This is a genomic window from Cohaesibacter marisflavi (genome assembly GCF_900115225.1).
GTDB classification, from domain to species: domain Bacteria; phylum Pseudomonadota; class Alphaproteobacteria; order Rhizobiales; family Cohaesibacteraceae; genus Cohaesibacter; species Cohaesibacter marisflavi.
The window spans coordinates 633,965-654,278 of sequence record NZ_FOVR01000002.1 but is presented as its reverse complement, the minus strand read 5'-3'; the positions used below and the strand labels follow the sequence as shown (position 1 = coordinate 654,278).

The following is a 20,314-nucleotide window of genomic DNA, read 5'->3' as shown; positions in this document are numbered from 1 at the left end:
GTGAATATACTTAACGAAAAACTTTTACTCTGTAATGTATCAATAACTTCAAATGTCTGGCAGACATTTTAGCATTCCTCCATTCTGGACATGTCAATCCAATTGCATAGATTTAATAATATTATGCATAGGATTAATCTAATTTTTGACCTGACAAATTTTCCTATCATCCATCGTCTACTAATGTATTAGTACGACAGATTTTACATTTTATTGGTCAATATCATTGCTAGATCTCGAATTGAGAGGTAACTTTTATAGTTATAGTAGTTCCAATCTGTCGAAACGCATGACCTAGGGGGGTATGATGGGCCGACCTAAAGAATTCGACTCAGAAACTGTACTTGAAGCGGCAACTAATTGCTTTTGGGCCGACGGCATCGTGCGTACATCTATCAGTTCTTTGGTAGACGCGATGAAAATACAACGATCCAGCTTCTACAATAGCTTCGGATCGCGCGAAGGTATTCTTACCACTGTGCTTGAAAGATATCTTGAAAGCTCTCCATTGAAAGAACTGATGAAGAGCGGTCCGGTTGAGGATGATCAGCAACCAGACCTTGTGTTGGTGGACCTCATTCTCGATTTCAGCCATTTTCTTGCCGACCAAGGTCGGGGGCGCGGCTGCTTGATTTTTAACGGTCTGAGTGAACTGAATGCAGAGGACGCACAATCCTACGAAATCTTTCAGGATCAATATGCCAGCCTGACGGCAGGTCTCTCTCGGCTGATCGAGCGCATCAAACAGGAAAGCGCCAGTGAAGAAGATCTGGGACGGTTGAGCCTGCATCATGTGATGACCATCCTGACAGGCCTTGCCCACTATTCCAAACTGGATCCTTCAGAAAACCGGCTTGCGACAATCGGGCTTGACCAGTTGTCGGGTTTGTCACCTCACTTTGCCACCCTGATCGACCGAGAGGTCCGCTCCAGGGATACAGAAGATCGCATGCGCCTAAGAGCCTGATACAGAACCGGTTTCTAGTCACAACCAAACGCCCCTTGTACGCCAAGTGAGCGCCAAGGGGCTTTTGACATTGCCAGCCCTATAAGATCCCTCTGCACGTTTCAGGTACCATGTTCCTTGAGCAACGCCCTTCTCGTCTCTTCTGGGCCGTGTCTTCTGGGCCGTGTCTCCATGGCAATCTTTCCATAGATCAATACAAAGTCGAGCAATCGACTTGATATTTTGGCCGTGCTTGGACAGTCTTGGCCCAACCAAACACGAATCCGTCAAAGTGATTCCATCATCGGATTCCATGAAGAACGAAGCTGCCGCGCCGGAGAACAGGCACCAGCGGCAGCTTTGCGTTTGTTGCGAGGCAAGAATGGACTGGTCACCACAGCAGGATGCGGCGCTCAAAGCAGTCGACAACTGGATCAAGCGCGGCGATGAACCGATCTTTCGCCTCTTTGGTTACGCAGGAACAGGCAAGACCACGCTGGCACGCCATCTTGCAGAGGGGATCGACGGCAGCGTTCTGTTTGGAGCCTTTACGGGCAAGGCTGCGCAGGTTTTGCGCCAGAAGGGATGCGCAGGCGCCAGCACCATTCATGCGATGATCTACCGACCGGACACCAGCGATGACGAGGAGCGCGATGAAGACGTGCCTGCCTTTGTTATCAATCGCGACAGTCCGGCCCATGATGCCGATCTGATTATCATTGATGAATGCTCCATGGTCGATGAAATGCTCGGTTCGGACCTGCTTTCCTTCGGCAAGCCCGTGCTCGTGTTGGGCGATCCGGCACAGCTGCCACCGGTTTCGGGCGGCGGCTACTTCACCGAAGACGAGCCAGATATCATGCTGACGGAAATTCACCGGCAGGCACGAGACAATCCGATTATCCGTCTGGCGCAGGACGTGCGCGAAGGCAAGACGCCGGACTATGGCGACTATGGTGCCGTGCAAGTGATCGGTCGCCGCGGCCTTGAAACCGAACAAGTGCTGGAAGCCGATCAGGTGCTCGTCGGGCGCAATCTGACCCGTCAGAAATATAACAAACGCCTGCGCGAGCTGAAGGAATTCGAGGGGCCCTATCCTCGCGTTGGCGACAAGCTTGTATGCTTGCGCAACAATCACCAGAAGGGCCTTTTGAATGGCGGCATCTGGATTGTCGACAAGGTCACGAGCCGCACGGGCAAAGATCTCAAGCTGCGTGTCTCACCCGAGCTGGGGCATGAGTTGTCCGGCCGTGTCCCGCTGAAGATTCCCAAGATGCTGTTTGAAGACCATGAGGGGGAAATCCCCTGGACCGTGCGCAAGAAGGGCGATGCCTTTGACTATGGCTATGCGCTGACCGTTCACAAGGCACAGGGCTCCCAATGGAACAATGTGATGCTGTTTGACGAAAGCTGGGCCTTTCGTGACCATAGGACACGTTGGCTCTATACCGGCGTGACACGCGCAGCAGAAAGTCTGACAATCGTTCGATAAGCTGGATGTAGCGCCGCTTCAAGCAAAGGCAGTTGGTACGGAAACTCCGGACTGTCCAAGATCGGTGGTTCCATCGCCAGCCCGTCGCGTGACGGATTCCCGTGGTGCAGGTCCGTAATAATTGTCGGTGCGCACAAAGGGACGATCCATCGATGTGGCGGCCACGATCCTGAGATACATATCCTTGGCAGAGAATGGCTTGCGCAGGAATTCATGCACCCCAAGCTGCTTGGCCTCCATGATGCGATGCTTCTCGGCGTAGGACGAAATCATGATAATCGGAACGGTTCCCATGGGGTGGTTCGGGTTGCGCACAAGGCGCACCAGTTCCGGCCCATCCAGAATGGGCAGGACCCAATCGATGATCAACAGATCAGGAGAGAGCTGCTCGAGCTTTTCAAGGCCGACACCACCATCTTCTGCTTCGAAGATTTCGCGGACTCCAAGCCCCTGCAAAATGGTACGAATGATCGTGCGCATATACGCACTATCTTCGATGACCAGTACTCTCAAAGCCGAAAGAACAGTTACAGGCATACACAACTCCGCACCAGCGACCTTCCGCATGGATATGTGGATAGATCAACAGTGCTAAAAGTGTAAATGCAAAGCGTTTATGAATCTTTACTAGGGCGCACATGCGCATATACCCATATGCGATTTTGTCGCATGGAGAACGGCATGATAGCACGATAGCCTCTAGACCAGTCGGGCAGCGGGTTCTCAAACCGTCTGCTTGGCCCCTGCGGCGATACTGCCCTGCGCCTTCTCAGCTGCAGCCCGCTCTCGCGCCACTTTACGTTTGGCAACAAACAGCATGCTCCGCAGCGCAGCCAGATAGAAACCGGCATGCAAGATACCCCAAACATCCTTTAAGAAATATTTCGGGTAAAAGATTAGCAAAGGCTCCTTGGGCAACCCCGGACGGCGCAGATGTCGGTTGCGGTAACGTCCCGACCCGACCTCGTAAACGCCGGTGCCGCCTACGCGATAACCAAGGGTGAGGCCGACCGTCCAAGCAAAATTGGTAACCGCCTTGGTTGGATTGCGCAAGCCCTGCAGCATGATGGTCCAGGCGCGGCGCAAGGAATAGACCTTGGGCACGATGCGTGGCGTCAGGCGCTCGACCGACGTTTCATCCAGAGTATCGTGATTGAAAACGAAATGGCCCAGATCATAATTATTCAGGTCAGGGTCCATATAGGTCCCCTTCTCGTGCAGGCGCTTGTGATCCACCGAGCCCGGCAACGGCGTCAGCACCGAGAGCGTGAAGATTTCGCCTGAATATTCGCTTACAAGCGTGTCAACATTGCTCAATATTCTGTCTTCCGTTTCGCCGGGGAATCCGATGATGAAGCCCGAAATAGTGACAGCTCCGGCCTGATACCATGAACCGAACATGTCCCGCACATTGGCAGCACGATTGTGCTTCTTGCCTGCGGCCTTGATGGTTTCCGGATCGATAGATTCCAAACCAAGGAATACATCCGTTACCCCGGCAGCGGTTGCCTTTTCGATGAAACGGGGAATCTTGTAGGCGACGGTGTCGGCTTCGATAATGAGTTCATAGCCCACTTTGTGCTTGCGGCGCATTTCGATCAGTTTGTCAAAGACCTCTTCCCAACGCTTGTTGCGGGCGATGTTGTCATCGGACAGGAAAAACGTCTTCACGCCCTTGCGCGCATATTCGAGCACATAGTCCGCAATCACCTGCGGGTCTCGCATCTGCATTTCCACCCCTTGCGTGTTGGGAATGCAGCAGAAGGTGCAGCGGAACGGACAGCCTCGGCTGGTTTCGATCGGCACGACGCCAGTAAAACTCTTCTTGATCGTGTCGACATCATAGGCTGGCATCGGCGCCGAGCTCAGATCCGGCAGATCCCTGAGATAGTCGTAAACCGGTTTGAGCTCATTGGCGTTGAGGTCTTTCAAGAGATCATCCAGGTGCCCTTCAGCTTGCCCGACAAAGAGCGAAGCTCCCATATCCAGAGCATCCTGCAAGCCATAGTCATTGTCCTTGAAAAGGGCCTTGATGCCGTTGATATGCACGCCGCCGATGACCACCGGAATATCATGGGCGCGGAACATGCGGGCCAGATCAAGCGCTCGCGGGAAAAAGGCACTCAGGACACCGGTCAAAAAGACCGCACCGTTGCCTGCCTCCCTGATCCGGGCGACAATGCCCTCAATCGGCACAGGGCCGAAAATCTCGTAATGGTCTTCGCAAGATATCTCTTTGTCTTCGCCCAGCACCTCGCGATCATTGCAATTCTTCAGAAGGGCCTTGATGGCGGCCTGCGCCTGAGTGACCATCACCGGACGCTTCCATTGCTGAACATAGCCGTCGGTATCGTAGCGCGAAGGCGTTATAAGAGCGATGTGAAGCGCCATTTACTTCCCCCCAAGAAAGATAAAACAAGAATTTTACATACTTATATTATCAAAATAGATGATAATACCTATGCCTATTGTTCATCAAATCCAATCATTGTCAAATTCTGCAAAATATTTTTGATATTATACGTTCGTATTACATAACATTTTAAGAACTGAGTCTTGGGGCCTGCCTCACCGGGGAGGCCGCAATCTATTTGTTTACCTCTTTTGGATAAGGGAAAAGTGATCTTTGGAGCCATTCAAAGGATCGTAAAGATGGTAAGTCATACCAAGGCCCTAGGCGCTCTCAAAGCAAAGACCAAGATGACCGTTAGCTTACGGACGCCTTAACAATTTGTAAGCTGCGCAACAATTGACAAATCTCAACGTCTCAGCGCAAAGTGTCGTTCTAAGTCAGACCTGTAGAAATGAGGATCAGGGCCTGATACAAGACCCAACAAATGGCCCATTCCGACCAGCAAGCAATGCCAAGCTCTAAAAGACCGACCGGTTCGCTTACTTTGGACCAGAAACAAGCGGATATCAGTGATAATGCAGTATCTTGATTTTTTCGAAAGCGCCGTATCTTCCCTCAAGGAAGAGAAACGCTACCGTATCTTTGCCGACTTGGAGCGGCAGGCAGGACGATTTCCGCACGCCATCTGGCGCGCCGACAATGGATTGGAACGCGAAATCCTCGTCTGGTGCTCCAATGACTATCTAGGCATGGGGCAGCATCCCGACGTAATCGAAGCCATGAGCGACACTGCCCAGAAGATGGGCACTGGCGCTGGCGGCACACGCAACATTTCCGGCACCAACCATCCGCTGGTCCAGCTTGAAGCCGAACTGGCCGATCTGCACCACAAGGAGGCATCTCTGGTCTTTACCTCCGGGTTTGTGTCGAATGAAGCTGCCATTTCCACCATTGCCAAGCTGCTGCCAAACTGCCTTATCCTGTCCGATGAACTCAACCATGCGTCCATGATTGCCGGCGTCAAGAATTCCGGCATGCAGAAGCAGGTCTTCCGCCACAATGACATGGAGCATCTAGAAGAATTGCTGGCCGCAGCTGGTAAGGATCGCGCCAAGCTGATCGTGTTTGAATCCGTCTATTCCATGGATGGCGACGTGGCGCCGATCAAGGAAATCTGTGATCTGGCCGACAAATATAGCGCGATGACCTATATCGACGAAGTACATGCGGTTGGCATGTATGGCCCACGCGGAGCTGGCATTGCCGAGCGCGAAGGGCTAATGGATCGCATCGATATCATCGAGGGCACCCTAGCCAAGGCCTTTGGTACGCTTGGCGGCTATATCACCGCCAAGGCTCCCATTGTGGATGCTGTGCGGTCTTATGCGCCGGGCTTCATTTTCACCACCGCTATGCCGCCAGCCATTGCGGCTGCCGCCTGCTGTTCCGTTCGCCATCTAAAAGAAAGCCAGAGCGAGCGCGATGGACAGCAGCGTCAAGCAGCACGCACCAAAGAAGTGCTGTCCAACGCCGGCTTGCCCGTGATGCCATCTGATACACACATCGTGCCGCTTTTCGTGGGCGATCCAGATCTGTGCAAACAGGCTTCAGATATTCTTCTGGATACCCACGGTATCTATATACAGCCGATCAACTATCCGACCGTACCTCGCGGCACGGAGCGTCTGCGCATCACGCCGACGCCTTTCCATGATGACACGCTGGTTGACGGTCTGTGCGAAGCGCTCAAGGATGTTTGGGAGCGTTTGAAGCTGCCCCATATCGAGCCGGGCACCTTTCACGACCTGACCAAGCAGCCCGAGCAGCAGGTTTTCCAAGCCGTCGGCGGCTAAGTTATTTTGCAAGCTTTTTTCAGCTTGGTTCCTAGAGCACCTTCCGCAGTCATGCGGTTGGTGCCTTTTTTTACCCAGCCTCCAGCTTAGACCCGGCCCCGTAAATGGCTCCTTGTGATGAGACAAACAAAACCCCGCCAGTGGCGGGGTTTCCTTTTTACCGCCAGGAGAAGAGGTGGCGGTCGGAGCGGCTCGGAGAGGGCAAGCCGCTTGGGAGATAGAAAGGCGCTTACTTGTATTTTTCCATATTAGAAGGCACGACCACTTCCCACGGAATCCAATCAAACTCCTGCGCATAGCCACCTTCGGCCATGGCGATGGCATTCTTGATGGATTGCTGACCTTGCGCCGCTGCGTTCTGCAATACGGTGACCTTGATCTTGCCAGCTTCCATCTCTGCAATGGCGCTCGGAGTGGCGTCCACGCCGCCAATCATCACATCATCAAAGCTAAGGCCTGCCTTCTCAATTGCACGTACGGCGCCGATGGCCATTTCGTCATTGTTGGCAGCGATAATGTCGATCTTGGTGCCCTTGTTCAGCAGGCCGGTTATAATCTGTTCTGCGTTGTCTCTGTTCCAGTCCGCATCTTCTTCATGAACAACTGACAGGCCCGGATACTGTTTAAGCACTTCCTTAACACCCTCGGTCCGCGCCTTGGCTGCCGGATGCGAGAGTGCCCCGTTGAGAATGACCACATTGCCCTTGCCACCGACCTCATTTGCCATCAGGCGCATCTGAAGGCGACCGGCAACCAGTTCATTGCAGGAAACGACGGAAACCGGGCCGGGGAATCGGCTTTGCGGTGGCTGTCGGTTGACATAAACCAGAGGGATATTGGCTTCGGCGGCCATCTTTTGCATCGCTTCGTTATGCTCATCCGCGACGGCGTTGATGATAATCGCATCCACCTTTTTCTCGATGAATGTCTTTACCTGATTGATCTGGGTGTCCTTGTCCATGTTGGCAATGACAAGTTCGAGGTCTACACCGCTGGTCCCGCTGGCGGCGGCCTTGATGTTGTCCGTCAGAATGGAGACGAACGCATCTTTCTTGGACATGGTGGTGCCGATTGTAACCGCGGCGGCTGCATTAACCATCAACGCGGTTGACATCAAAAAGATCGAAAAGCGTTTCATGTTAGGACCTTTCTTCAATCCCGAAATATGTGTGTCACCTATGCCCGTTATGAGGCTGCGCGGACAGTTTGGAGGAAATTCTGCATTTCCGTTCTGAGGGTCTCGGCCTGATTAGCAAGCTGCTGGGCAGAGGACAGCACCTGAGCAGACGCACTGGCTGATTCCTGAGCCGCGTGTGAAACACCTTCAATGTTAGCAGTCACTTCTCTGGTGCCCACCGACGCCTGCTGCACGTTGGTCGCCACTTCAGACGTTGTCTGGCCCTGCTCCTGCACGGCATCGACGATGGAGGTAGAGATATCGCTCATCTCGCCAATCGTATCACCAATCGCGTTGATGGCATTGCTGGCATCGGTACTGGAGGTCTGCATGCTCTTGATTTGCGCGGCAATCTCGGCGGTGGCCTTGGCCGTTTGCTCGGCGAGACCCTTAACCTCGGAGGCCACGACAGCAAAGCCCTTGCCGGCTTCGCCTGCACGCGCCGCTTCGATGGTGGCATTGAGCGCCAGAAGGTTGGTCTGGGAGGCAATTTCGTCGATCAGGCCGATAATGGTGCCAATCCGCTCGGCATCTGTCTGCAGACCGGACATGCGGGTGTTGGTCTGTTGGGCTTCGGACACGGCGCGATTTGCCACCTGCGTGGAATGCGACACTTGCTGGCCGATTTCCTGTGAGGAGGCCGACAGCTCTTCAATGGCCGCTGCGACGGTTTCGACATTGCTGGAGGCCTGTTCGGCAGCGGCGGCCACTGCCGCACACTGGGCATTGGTTTCTTCCGATGCTGCGGTCAGGGTGCCCACGTTGGTTTGCAGCTCCTGGGCCTCGGAGGCCACGCGTTCGACGACCTGCCCGACGGCGGTTTCGAAGCGGTCTGCCAGGTCCATCATTTCCTGATGGCGTTTCTGGGCCGACAGGCGCTCCTGCTCTTCCTTTTCCTGCCGCATATTGGTTGCCGCAATCATATTTTTCTTGAACACCAGCACAGCAGACGCCATTCGGCCAATTTCATCCTTACGCTCCACGCCGGGCACATCGGTGTCCATGTGGTTATCCGCAAGAGAGCGCATGACCTGAGCCAGATTGACGATCGGTCCGGATACATTGCGCACGATCAGCCAGACAACGATCATGCCAACCAGAATGATGACCGCCAATGCGATGGTTACGCTCAGGCTGGAACTGTCGCTCATGTCTTCAGCCAGAGCAGCGGTTGCGGCTGCCTGCTCGTTGCGATATTGCAACATGCGGCTGACCGCCGTGTTGAAGATCTCGGCGTCATTCTTGAGGTCATTGAGCAAGACTTCTTCTGCCAGCTCATTCTGCCCGACGGCTTGAAGGCCGGAGACTTCTTCTTCAACAGCAAGAAAATGTTGCCATGCGGAGAAGAGTTCATTGGCGCGAGTTTCGTCTTCGCCGGGTTGGATGGTCGGGGCAAAGCTGCTCCATGCGCGCGAGAAAGCCACCTGAGCCTCGCGAATTTCCACCGTCAGGGTGGCACGCTCGGTCTCACTTTCTGTGAATTGGCGCAAGAGATCATGAGCCCGAAGATGCTGGCTGAGTTTGGCCATCTCGCCCAGCGTCTCAACCCCGGTCAACTCTTCAGCCAGGTCCTGTGTCATTGCGCTCATATTGTTGATGCGATCGAGCGCAAACAAGCCCAGCACAGCAGAGAATGCCAGTATGACACCAAATGTGAGGAAAAGACGGATCCTGATGGAAAGACTGTTCATTCCGAGGGACATCACGGGGGGGGACCTTTCGAACGCAAATACCTAAACTCTCAGGTCAACAGCCTCCACTCAATGTATTAAATTAGTATTTCTTCACTATGTCCTTATTTGTTTTTTCCTAGACTTTACATATTCAACCAATACCAAAAGTATATATAATTTTAAACACAATTGAACATAACAAATGCAAAAATTATATATACTTTGTTTTGTCTAATACTATCTATATTTTTGATTGTATTCTTAGCTGTTGGCGAATTTCGTCGTAACGAGGCGAACAGCAAGCGCCAGAAAAATGGTGCCGGCGATATAGTTGATCATACGTTGTGCGAACCGTCTTTTTCTCAGCCAGTCTCCCAGATATCCGGCTCCGAGCGCAATCAATGCAAAAACAAACAGCGTGACGATATCAAAAATGAAGCCGAGCAGAAGCAGCTGCAGGGTCATGGAGCCATGCGCCGGATCAGCAAACTGCGGCAGGAAGGCCAGAAAGAAGATGGCCACCTTTGGGTTGGTCACATTCATGATGATGCCACGCATATAAAGACGATGCATCTTCAGTTTGGGCGCGGAAGCATCCTTCTCGTCAAGAGAGCTGGCCTTGGACCTGAAAGCCTGCCAGGCCAGATAGGCCAGATAGCTCGCCCCGGCCAGCTTGAGCAGAGTGAAGGCGATTTCCGAGGTGCGGAAAATGACCGACACGCCCACGGCCACAAGCACGGTGTGAACGAGAATGCCGGTGCACAGCCCCAACGTAACAACAAGACCTGTCTTGCGCCCAGTCAGAGCCGATTGGGTGAGGATGAATATATTGTCCGGGCCGGGAGCCAGACCAAGCACAACAGAAGTCATTATGAACAAGCCCATGGTATCCAGCGAAAACAACATTTCAGCTCCTCAGATCTTCTGCCCTTTTTCTTCCATCTCTTGCAGTGGCCGGCCTTCAGCCGTTTCCTCGGCAACAATCCGTTCGCGATAGCGCCGCCAACTGGCCCAGAGCCACCAACCTGCGCCTGCAGCTACGGCAAATGCGGCAATGAAGCCCATACCATCATTGGCGAGCTGGGCAAGCTCTGCCAAACGGTCAGCAAAGTAATAGCCAACCAGACCATAAGCAGCAACCCAACAGGCCGCACCGACAACTGAAGCTGCGGAGAAATGCACCCATTTCATGCGTGCCGCGCCACATAGATAATTCACCCAAGGCCCAACCGGGCTGACAATCGTGTGCGACAGGAAAACGGCCAGAACACCGCGCCTGTCCAGCAGGCGCTCGGCGCGCCCAACCATGGGGGCTACCTTGTTGGATTTACGAAAGCGGTCCATCAGTCTTGGCCCGAGGGCATGCGCGATGCCATAGGCGGTCTGGTCCCCTGCGATAAAGCCAGCATAGGCAACAGTCATGGCCAGATACAGATCAATGTCGCCAGTGGACGCAAAGGAGCCAGCCGCGATCATGAGCATAGAACCAGGCAAGGGAACTGCCAATGCACACAGAAGCAGTGTAAGGAAGATAACCCAGAGGCCATAGGAAGGGATAAGCGCAAGGATCGTTTCGGTCATTTGTCCGACCCGCCTTTTTGCCCCAGGGGGCTTTTCGCTCCCTCTCCCTGCGCCATGAAGGCAACCTTGGCCTTGCGAACCCGAGCCTCCAACTCGGAGAGAGAAATGCCCATGCGGTCAGCGATCTCGCCAACGCGCATCCGGCGCCCTTCCGTATTTTCAAGATCCATGACGTCGAAGATGACATCCCGTGGCAGCTTATAGCTCATGCCAACATAGCGCGGCGTCATCCATGGCTCTAGCGCCTGATTGCGGTGGGCAGGATCATGAAAATACATAAAGCGGTCCACGAAGCGGATACCGAAAAAGACAAGCAACACAAGCGCCAAGGCAAAAACCGACAAGGCAATCGGCTGTTCCTTCCAGAAATATCTCAGAGCCTTGCGCATGCTTTTGCCTTTTATCTGTATCTTCGCTGGCTGCTATACCCGCCAGCACCTGTTCAATCTGTCTTGTTATCGGCTGGCTTTTTTGGCCTGATCCTGAGGACCGGCGTGGATTTTGGCCTGCTCCTCGGGCTCCAGATCGGAATCATCCAGAATACGATAGGCAGCGCCCTGCAAATCTTCATACTGATTGCTTTTCAAAGACCAAAGAAAAGCAATCAGGCCAAGCGCACCAAGCCCCAGTGCGATGGGAATAAGGAAGAACAGAACGTTCATGCTGTGCCAGCTCCTGTCTTATGCCTGCCCGGACGTCGATGATTTGCGATTTTTAATTGGTAGCAAAGGGGCAGATCCAATGAAACGAGATTTTTGTAACGAACCTTATCCCTCAGCCTGTGATGGGCTCCTGTCGGCAAGGTTTTCCTCAAATCCGCCATTGTCAGTAAACCAGGGGTCACTTTTGGCACGGGCGCGCAAGGCATTGATGGTCACCACGAGAGAAGAGCCAGACATGGCCAGAGCCGCAATCAATGGCGTAACGAAGCCCGCAATAGCAAAAGGAACGGCGACGACATTATAGAGGGTCGCCAGCGACAGATTCTGCTCCATGATGCGGCGTGCACGTTTGCTTATATCCAGAATATGCAGCACCGGTGCGAGCTTTTCACCAAGGAACAGAGCGTCCGCAGCCGCCTGACTGACATGGGCCGCAGTCACAGGTGAGAGAGACACATGAGCACTGGCGAGCGCAGGGGCATCGTTGAGGCCATCGCCCACCATCATCACACGGTTGCCCTTGGCTTTTTCCGCTTCGATCAGAGCGATCTTGTCGGTGGGGGAAATGCCCGCATGAAACTGGTCGATGCCAAGCTCTTGCGCGATGGTTTCAACCGCGCGCGGCTGATCGCCGGAGAGGATCATCAGGGACAGCCCGCGTGCCTTGAGGCTATCAATCACGTCTTTTGCGTCAGAGCGCAATTGCTGCTCCAGCGCAAAGACCACTGGGTGCTTTTCCTCACGCCGGAAGGCGATAAGCGATGCCGTTGGATGGGCCTGCCGGATGATCTCCGCTTCTTCATGCGCATTGCAAAAATCGATGGACCCCAGCCGTAACCGCTCGCCAGCGTGAAGCACCTCGAGCCCCTTGCCCTTTTGCTCTGCGGCTTCTTCAAGAGGCTGGACACGCCGGTCCATACCCGCCAGCGCGGCAGACAATGGATGGCTCGATGCCTTGGCTAGGGCGATGGCAAGCCTTAGGCTTTCTGCGTCACAAGCATCAGGATTGACCAGCCCGACGGCGGGGCGCGTCAAGGTGCCGGTCTTGTCGAACACCACGGTATCCACCTTGGCAAAGCGTTCCAGTGCGTCGGATCGGTTGAGCAAAACCTGATTGCGGAAAAGAGACCCGGAAGCGACCACCTGCACAGCAGGGATCGCCAGCCCCAAGGCGCAGGGGCATGTGATGATCAGCACCGAGATGGCAATCACCAGTGACGGTTGCCAGCCGATGCCATAGAGCCACCAGCCCGCAAAGGTTACCGCCGAGGCGGTATGAACGATGGGCGCGTACCATTCGGCGGCGCGATCGGCCAAGTGGCGATAGCGGGACTTGGCTTCCATAGCCTCATCAATGAGGCGGTTGACTTCATCAAGCAAGGTGCCTTTGGCCGCTGCCGTGACCGAGATGGTCAGCGCATTCTCGCCATTAAGGGTGCCGGCATAGACAGGGTCTCCGTCGGTCACCTCGACCAGAAGTGTTTCGCCCGTCACCAGACTTTGATCAATCTGCGAGCTTCCTGACAATACCGTACCATCCACAGACACCCGCTCGCCGGGGCGCACCAGTACCCTGTCGCCGGGCTCGACCTTGGAGAGTGGCACTTCGCGCAAGGAACCATCGGCAAATAGTTTCATGGCCGTCTCAGCCTTGAGCGCAGTCAGATTCTCAGCAAAGGAACGGGTCTTCAGCCGCATCATCTGGTCAAGCCAGCGCCCGACTAGCAGGAAGAAGAGCAGCATCAGGGCGCTCTCGAAATAGGCCTCGGCTTGATGCTGCACGGTTTGCAGCACCGACAGGAACAGCGCCAGAATGACCCCGATGGAGATAGGCACATCCATATTAAGATGCCCCTTGCGCAAAACGCGCCATGCAGAACTAAAGAAAGGTTGCCCTGCATAGGCGGCGGCGGGCAGCGTGATCACAGCCGACAGCCAGTGGAAGAAGTCACGGGTTTCCGGCGTTATGTCGGAGACATTGCCCGACCAGACAGAGATGGAGAGCAGCATCACATTCATGGAGGCAAAGCCGGCCACTGCCAGCGCGCGCAACAGGCGTTGGCTCTCTTTCTTTTCTTCCGTCTTTACCCGTCCGGGGTCAAAGGGATGCGCACCATAGCCCAGATCAGCCAAACGCTTGAGCAAATGTTCGGGGTCGGTCTCCTCCGGCTTCCATGTCACCGCAAGCCTGTGAGAAGAGAGATTGACGCGTGCGTTGCAGACGCCCTCAAGATCCATCAGACCCTTTTCGATGCGCGTCATGCAGGCAGGGCAATAGATCCCCTCCACTGCCAGCGCCAGCTTTTCGCTGCCATCGGGCAAGCTTTCGGAGAAAGCGGACCAATCCCGTTCAATCGGTTGATGTGCGGTCATAATGAAGCCCCACTGCCAAGCGCTGTGTTGATCACTTCAAAGCGATGACTTCATGGGTCTGGAACAGTTTCTGCCCTTGCTGCAATGCTTCGAATTCGACGCGCCAGCGGCCCGGATCAAGCATTCCGATTTCCCCCTGATAGATGCCATCCCCCGAAGGAGAAAGAGTCAATACATGGTCGAACTCTTCGGTAACCTGCCGCCCCACGGTGGCGTTAATGGTCAAATCCGTCAGCGGCTGCCCGTCTTTATCCTTGGCATCGATCACCAGAAAAGCCTTCTGCTGGCTGCGCTTGAGCGCCAGTTGCATATGCCAGTCGCGTTCATTTTGCGCGGCGGCTTCGGCCAATGTCTTGTTGTAATTCTGGCTTGCCTGATAAGGGCTTTCTTCCACAACGCCGGGCCATGACGTGCGGGCATAGTATACGAAAAAGCCGTTGGCGATGAACATCACGCCAAAGAAGCCAAACAACCATAAAAGCATATGCTTGCCGGTGAATTTCTTCTCTGCCTTGTCGGTCGTAACTGCCATTTATCCTGCCTTTTGATCCCTCTGGCTTCGGGGTAACCCTTCGCCATTATGCGCGTATCTTGCCAGAAATAAAGAGAGGCTTTAGAGCGAGATCCAAAGCCTCCCGGTGTCTTTCTTTCCAAAGCTCTCAAGGGGCCTTGAAATAATCCGTCACCAACTGAGCTTCACCCGTTTCAGTGTCTCTGACGTTGAAGCCGATTGACTGAGACTTATCCAGATCTGCCTGTGGCGGTGCGAAGACCTGAACACGCAGTTCCTTGGTGATGTCCTGATCAATCGGGATGACCATTGAGCGAGGATCATCGCTTTCAATGCCCACCGCTTTCATCGAGAAGCCTTCCGGCACGCCGACCAGCGACATTTCGAAATCCCGATGGGTCGATGCCTTGTTGATCAGGCGGATGGTGTAGCCATTGCGGATAGAACCATCTGACAAGGTGACGAACAATGGATTGCGATCATGCAGCACATTGAGGTCCACCAGCTGACGGTTGGCCAGCGTATAGAGCATCAGGCCACTGACCAGCGAGATCATGACGATATAGATGATCGTGCGTGGGCGGATGAAGCGATAGACGCTGTCCTTGCCTTCCAGATGACGCTGGATGTTGATGTCTGTATCATAGTCAACCAAACCACGAGGCTTGCCGATCTTCTCCATGACATTGTCGCAGGCATCGATGCAAAGACCACACTGGATGCAGGCCAGCTGCGCCCCGTCGCGAATATCGATGCCGGTGGGGCACACCGCCACGCACTGGCCGCAATCAACGCAGTCACCCGCAGGCAGGCCCTCTTCGGCGCGGGCCTTCATTTTCTTGAGCGACCCACGCGGCTCACCCCGGTCCTTGCGGTAGGTGACGTTGAGCGCCCATTCATCTGTAAGAGCCGCCTGAATGCGCGGCCATGGGCACATATAGACGCAGACCTGCTCGCGCATGTGACCGGCCATGATGTAGGTCGTTGCCGTGAGGATGCCAATCCAGACATAGGCCACCATGGGAGCTTGTCCGAAGGCCAGCTCTTCAACCAGCGTCGGCGCATCGGCGAAATAGAGAACCCAGGCACCGCCGGTCCACCAAGCGATAAGAAGCCATACGATATGTTTTGAAATCAGTTTACCCACGCGCGGTAATGTCATGGGTTGCTTGTCGGCCTTGATGCGTTCGCGGCGATCGCCCTCAATCCAGCGCTCGACCAGCATGAAAAGATCCGTCCAGACTGTCTGGAAGCACATATAGCCACACCAGACGCGCCCTGCCAACGCATTCATTAGAAACAGAGTCAGCGCAGCAAGGATCAATAGACCGGTGAGATAATAGATCTCCTGCGGCCAGATCTCGATAAAGAAGAAGTAGAAACGGCGCGCGGGAAAGTCGATCAGAACGGCCTGATCAGGCGCATTGGGGCCACGATCCCATCTCACGAAAGGCAGAAAATAGTAAAGCCCGAGGGCAAAGATCATAAATGCCCATTTGAAATTCCTGAACCGGCCCTTGACGCTTTGCGGGTAGACCTTCTTGGCCTTGGCATAGAGCTGCAAATCGCCGGGGTTGTTGTCCGAGCTGGTCTGCGGGGCATCAACCGTCATCTATCGTCTCCTCGAAATGGTCCCTAAGATGATCGCATCACGATCCAGCCCAGTAAAGCCGGTGTCCTCTCTTGATCATCCCGATTGCCCACAAGTGGAAGGACTTGAGGCAACATGTTCCTGAGCATAGGTGTAGCAAGAGTCTCAGGAAAAACTCTCCAATTCTTTACCGCCGTCCGAAATGGCGGCGCAATACTGCAAGCAAACTTTCTAGTCTGACGAGCTCGCAGTAATCCGCATATTATTTACCAGTATTGGGTCAAAAAAATCGCCAGTCATTCCTGTTTACAGAAGAGCGGCGTCGATTTTTAGGAATTTTACTGAGACATATTGACGCAATCATCTTCACGCCAAATCGAAACCACGTCGAGACATATAGCCTCGACCAGAGAAGAAGCGGAGAAAGCATACGCCTTCCCCGCCCCTGATGCATAAGCTGCTTACTGGCCACCACCACGGGTATGCACATAAACCGCGAGCGATTTGATCGTTACCGGGTCAAGACGCGCTTCCCAGCTCGGCATGACGCCCTGGCGACCATTGGTGATGGTTTCGATGATTGTCTCCCGATCTCCACCATAAAGCCAGATGGCATCTGTCAAGTTGGGCGCCCCCAGTTCCTGCATACCCTTGGCATCTTCACCATGACAGGAGGTACAATTGTCTGCAAACAGGGTTGCCCCTGCTTCCAGATCGGCGCCTTCAGAAGGCTCCTGACCGGAAATGGACAGGACATAATCTGCCAGCGTTTCGATCTCGTCTGATTCCAGAATCTCGTCACGACCAAATGCGGTCATGTTGTTCAGTCTGGTATCCTCATGGGTAGAGCGGATGCCATAGAGCAAGGTCGTATGGATATCCTCGATGGTACCACCCCAGAGCCAATCGTCGTCGAGCAGGTTCGGGTAACCCGTGGCTCCGGCTGCGCCAGATCCATGGCAAGCCGCACAGTTGTCACCAAAGGCCGCAGACCCTTGCGCAACGGCGAACTGACGCAGGTCGTCATTGCCGAGGATTTCCTCGACGGATGCGGTCTGCAGGCCAGCACCCTGCTCCATACGCTGAGCAATCAGGCTTTCATAAGCCTTGATGCCGTCTTCACGGTTTGTATGGCCCAGATACCCCTTGGTGTAGCTGGATACCATTGGCCAAGCCGGAAACAACACCCAATAGCCAATCGCCCAGACGATACAGGCATACCAGGTCCACAGCCACCAGCGCGGCAGCGGGTTGTTGAGTTCCTTCAGGCCATCCCATTCATGACCGGTCGTTTCTACCCCGGTAATGTGGTCTATTTCTTTTTTGTGGTCACTCATTCTCAGTCCTCCCGCAGTGGCATCCGGGCTGCATCATCGAACCGCTTCTTGTTGGTGGGCCAGAAGGTATAAACCAGCACACCAGCAAAAATCAGCACGAAATAGAGCAAGCCCCAGGTCTGCGCGAAGTTAGCCAAAGTTTCATAGGTCGACATGAGCCTGCTCCCTAGCGAAGGTCCGCCTTGTCATCATAGATCGAGAAATCGACCAAGGTGCCAAGCATCTGCAAATAGGCAACAAGCGCGTCCATTTCCGTCACCCGGTCCGGATTGCCATCGAAATCCCGAATGGTCGGTTCTCTGTCCTCTTCCCCCAGAGTCTGGGTATAGCGATCGAGGAAGTCGTCGACATTGTCGTCATCAGGATTTGCCTGAGCCATCATATCGGCCTTGGCATTGGCGATCTGTTCGTCGGTGTAAGGCACACCCACAATCCTGTTGACCTTCAGGTCAGCAGAAATGTCAGGCACCTTGAGATCCGTCTTGGCCAGGAATGGATAGCCGGGCATGACGGATTCGGGAACGACCGAACGCGGATCTGTCAGGTGATTGACGTGCCACAGATCAGAATATTTGTTGCCCACGCGCGCGAGATCAGGACCAGTACGCTTTGAGCCCCACTGGAATGGGTGATCGTACATGGACTCGGCTGCGAGAGAATAATGGCCGTAACGCTCGATTTCGTCGCGCATCGGGCGGATCATCTGTGAGTGACACAGATAGCAGCCTTCGCGGATATAGATGTTGCGGCCAGCGAGTTCGAGCGGGGTATAAGGGCGCATGCCCTCAACCTTCTCGATGGTGCTCTTGAGATAGAAGAGCGGGATGATCTCGACCATACCACCGATGGCAACCACAATCAGGATGCCAACGAGCAGAAGCATGGAGTGGCGTTCGAGAATGCCGTGTTTATTCATCAAAGACATGCCAAACGCTCCTTATTCTGCCGGTACCAGCGCAGGATCGGCGGCATCTTGTTCCGCTTTCTCGCCCGCGCGAATGGTCATCCAGATATTATAGGCCATGATCACGGCGCCGGTGACGAAGAGAAGGCCACCAATTGCACGGATCATATAGAAGGGGTGCATGGCTTCTACGGTTTCGATGAAGGAATATTCAAGGAAGCCGAGCTTGTCATAAGCACGCCACATCAGGCCCTGCATGATACCGGATACCCACATCGAGGTGATGTAGAGCACGATACCCAGCGTGGAAATCCAGAAGTGCCATTCAACCAGCTTGGTTGAATAAAGGCTCTTGCGGTTCCAAAGCCACGGGATGAGGCAGTAGATTGCGCCAAACGAGATGTAGCCAACCCAGCCCAGAGCGCCTGAATGCACGTGACCGATGGTCCAATCGGTATAGTGCGAGAGGGAGTTCACGGACTTGACAGACATCAGTGGCCCTTCGAAGGTCGACATGCCATAGAAAGCAACGGAAACAACCATCATGCGCAGAACCGGGTCAGTGCGCAGCTTGTCCCATGCGCCCGAAAGCGTCATCAGACCGTTGATCATGCCACCCCAGGACGGCATCCAGAGAATGACCGAGAAGGTCATGCCCAGCGTCTGCGCCCAATCCGGCAGAGCCGTATAGTGCAGATGGTGCGGGCCAGCCCAGATGTAGATAAAGATCAGCGCCCAGAAGTGCACGATGGACAACCGGTAGGAATAAACCGGGCGCTCTGCACGTTTGGGGATGAAATAATACATGATGGCCAGGAAGCCTGCCGTCAGGAAGAAGCCCACTGCGTTATGGCCATACCACCACTGCACCATCGCATCCTGCACGCCGGAGAAGACCTGATAGGATTTGATGCCGAAGATGGAAACGGGGATCGACAGGTTGTTACCGATATGCAGCATGGCAATGGTGACGATAAAGGCAAGATAGAACCAGTTTGCCACATAGATGTGGGGTTCCTTGCGTCGCCAGAGGGTTGCCAGAAAGACAAGCAGATAGGCCACCCATACGATGGTCAGCCAAAGGTCTGCATACCATTCCGGTTCGGCATATTCCTTGGACTGGGTCGCGCCAAAAAGATAGCCGGTCCCGGCAATCACGATGAAGGCGTTATAGCCAAGAATAACGAACCATGGCGCAACACGCCCCGGCAGCCGCGCGTGGCTGGTGCGCTGCACGACATAGAAGGATGTCGCAAGCAGCACGTTGCCACCGAAAGCGAAAATCACTGCAGACGTATGCAGCGGACGCAAACGGCCGAAGCTGGTCCATTCCAGATCGAAGTTCAGGATCGGGAAGGTCAACTGCCAGGCGATGATGTCGCCGACAAGAAACCCTGCGATACCCCAGAAGACGGCGGCAACGGCACCGAATTTGATCGGTCCTAGGTTATATCCGCTCTCCACGGCATCCGCAGGACGCTTGAAGTATGAATTGAAAATCAGGAAAACCCCGATTGCCGAGAACAGCAATCCGAGCCCTGCGTGAAATGCCATGACGCCATCTACCGCTTTGCCGGCGATAACGAGGCAAATGAAAGCCAATGCAGTCAGGAATCCTGCAAACAGGCCTTCTTCTAAAGAAAGTCGTTTCGCTGTGTGAGCCATCTTTCAGTCCCATCTGTGGCCCGAACCTCCCCATGAAGTCGGGCTACAGCACCATTGTAAAGTCACCCTATCGACACCCGGATGCCGACAATTTCAGGTTGATCTTTGAGCACACTTCCCCCAAACGGGTCCAGAAACCCTAGGGATCGCCCTATTTTTACGCTTTGACTCATGTCAACGAAAAGGGGGGGCACCC

18 protein-coding genes are annotated in these 20,314 nt (G+C 54.3%); 3 read left to right on the top strand and 15 right to left on the bottom strand.

The window, feature by feature from the left end:
• The first annotated feature begins 304 nt into the window (after positions 1-304).
• Together BM258_RS06315 and BM258_RS06310 are read left to right on the top strand one after the other, a co-directional pair.
• The gene (locus tag BM258_RS06315) at positions 305-967 is read left to right on the top strand and encodes a TetR family transcriptional regulator (RefSeq protein WP_090070139.1); all 663 of its coding nucleotides are present in this window, start codon (positions 305-307) and stop codon (positions 965-967) included.
• A gap of 361 nt (positions 968-1,328) precedes the next feature.
• Positions 1,329-2,438, top strand: coding sequence for an ATP-dependent DNA helicase (locus tag BM258_RS06310; RefSeq protein ID WP_090070137.1), 1,110 nt, complete (start codon positions 1,329-1,331; stop codon positions 2,436-2,438).
• Positions 2,439-2,456: 18 nt separating this feature from the next.
• On the opposite strand, the gene BM258_RS06305 is transcribed toward BM258_RS06310, so the two are convergent.
• A complete protein-coding gene (locus BM258_RS06305; protein ID WP_175527947.1) occupies positions 2,457-2,975 on the bottom strand; it encodes a response regulator in 519 nt (172 codons plus the stop codon).
• A gap of 186 nt (positions 2,976-3,161) precedes the next feature.
• On the bottom strand, positions 3,162-4,829 hold the full coding sequence (locus BM258_RS06300; RefSeq protein WP_090070133.1) for a B12-binding domain-containing radical SAM protein: 1,668 nt from the start codon (positions 4,827-4,829) through the stop codon (positions 3,162-3,164).
• A 537-nt stretch (positions 4,830-5,366) separates the two neighbouring features.
• Here BM258_RS06300 and hemA point away from each other — a divergent pair.
• Positions 5,367-6,644 (top strand): 5-aminolevulinate synthase, encoded by a 1,278-nt coding sequence (gene hemA, locus BM258_RS06295; protein ID WP_090070130.1) that lies wholly within the window; start codon positions 5,367-5,369, stop codon positions 6,642-6,644.
• 229 nt (positions 6,645-6,873) lie between these two features.
• On the opposite strand, the gene BM258_RS06290 is transcribed toward hemA, so the two are convergent.
• The 13 genes from BM258_RS06290 to ccoN form a co-directional block, all read right to left on the bottom strand.
• Positions 6,874-7,782 (bottom strand): substrate-binding domain-containing protein, encoded by a 909-nt coding sequence (locus BM258_RS06290; RefSeq protein ID WP_090070127.1) that lies wholly within the window; start codon positions 7,780-7,782, stop codon positions 6,874-6,876.
• A gap of 47 nt (positions 7,783-7,829) precedes the next feature.
• Complete coding sequence (locus BM258_RS06285; RefSeq protein WP_210186672.1) at positions 7,830-9,512, bottom strand: methyl-accepting chemotaxis protein; 1,683 nt, start codon at positions 9,510-9,512, stop codon at positions 7,830-7,832.
• A 243-nt stretch (positions 9,513-9,755) separates the two neighbouring features.
• On the bottom strand, positions 9,756-10,400 hold the full coding sequence (locus tag BM258_RS06280; RefSeq protein WP_090070121.1) for a LysE family translocator: 645 nt from the start codon (positions 10,398-10,400) through the stop codon (positions 9,756-9,758).
• 9 nt (positions 10,401-10,409) lie between these two features.
• Positions 10,410-11,075: a DedA family protein gene (locus BM258_RS06275; protein ID WP_090070118.1), complete on the bottom strand. Its 666-nt coding sequence runs from the start codon at positions 11,073-11,075 to the stop codon at positions 10,410-10,412.
• Positions 11,072-11,464 (bottom strand): hypothetical protein, encoded by a 393-nt coding sequence (locus tag BM258_RS06270; RefSeq protein ID WP_090070115.1) that lies wholly within the window; start codon positions 11,462-11,464, stop codon positions 11,072-11,074. The genes BM258_RS06275 and BM258_RS06270 overlap by 4 nt, the downstream gene beginning before the upstream one ends.
• 66 nt (positions 11,465-11,530) lie before the next feature.
• Positions 11,531-11,737 (bottom strand): cbb3-type cytochrome oxidase assembly protein CcoS, encoded by a 207-nt coding sequence (ccoS, locus tag BM258_RS06265; RefSeq protein ID WP_090070112.1) that lies wholly within the window; start codon positions 11,735-11,737, stop codon positions 11,531-11,533.
• A gap of 105 nt (positions 11,738-11,842) precedes the next feature.
• The gene (locus BM258_RS06260) at positions 11,843-14,110 is read right to left on the bottom strand and encodes a heavy metal translocating P-type ATPase (RefSeq protein WP_090070109.1); all 2,268 of its coding nucleotides are present in this window, start codon (positions 14,108-14,110) and stop codon (positions 11,843-11,845) included.
• Positions 14,111-14,141: 31 nt separating this feature from the next.
• Complete coding sequence (locus tag BM258_RS06255) at positions 14,142-14,642, bottom strand: FixH family protein (protein WP_090070107.1); 501 nt, start codon at positions 14,640-14,642, stop codon at positions 14,142-14,144.
• Positions 14,643-14,769: 127 nt separating this feature from the next.
• On the bottom strand, positions 14,770-16,233 hold the full coding sequence (ccoG, locus tag BM258_RS06250) for a cytochrome c oxidase accessory protein CcoG (RefSeq protein ID WP_090070104.1): 1,464 nt from the start codon (positions 16,231-16,233) through the stop codon (positions 14,770-14,772).
• Positions 16,234-16,673: 440 nt separating this feature from the next.
• A complete protein-coding gene (ccoP, locus tag BM258_RS06245) occupies positions 16,674-17,549 on the bottom strand; it encodes a cytochrome-c oxidase, cbb3-type subunit III (protein ID WP_090070101.1) in 876 nt (291 codons plus the stop codon).
• A gap of 2 nt (positions 17,550-17,551) precedes the next feature.
• Positions 17,552-17,704 (bottom strand): cbb3-type cytochrome c oxidase subunit 3, encoded by a 153-nt coding sequence (locus BM258_RS06240; protein WP_090070098.1) that lies wholly within the window; start codon positions 17,702-17,704, stop codon positions 17,552-17,554.
• An 11-nt stretch (positions 17,705-17,715) separates the two neighbouring features.
• Complete coding sequence (ccoO, locus tag BM258_RS06235) at positions 17,716-18,474, bottom strand: cytochrome-c oxidase, cbb3-type subunit II (RefSeq protein ID WP_090070096.1); 759 nt, start codon at positions 18,472-18,474, stop codon at positions 17,716-17,718.
• Between the two features lie 12 nt (positions 18,475-18,486).
• Entirely contained in the window at positions 18,487-20,118 is a 1,632-nt protein-coding gene (gene ccoN / locus BM258_RS06230; protein ID WP_090070094.1) for a cytochrome-c oxidase, cbb3-type subunit I, read from the bottom strand.
• Between the last annotated feature and the right edge of the window lie 196 nt (positions 20,119-20,314).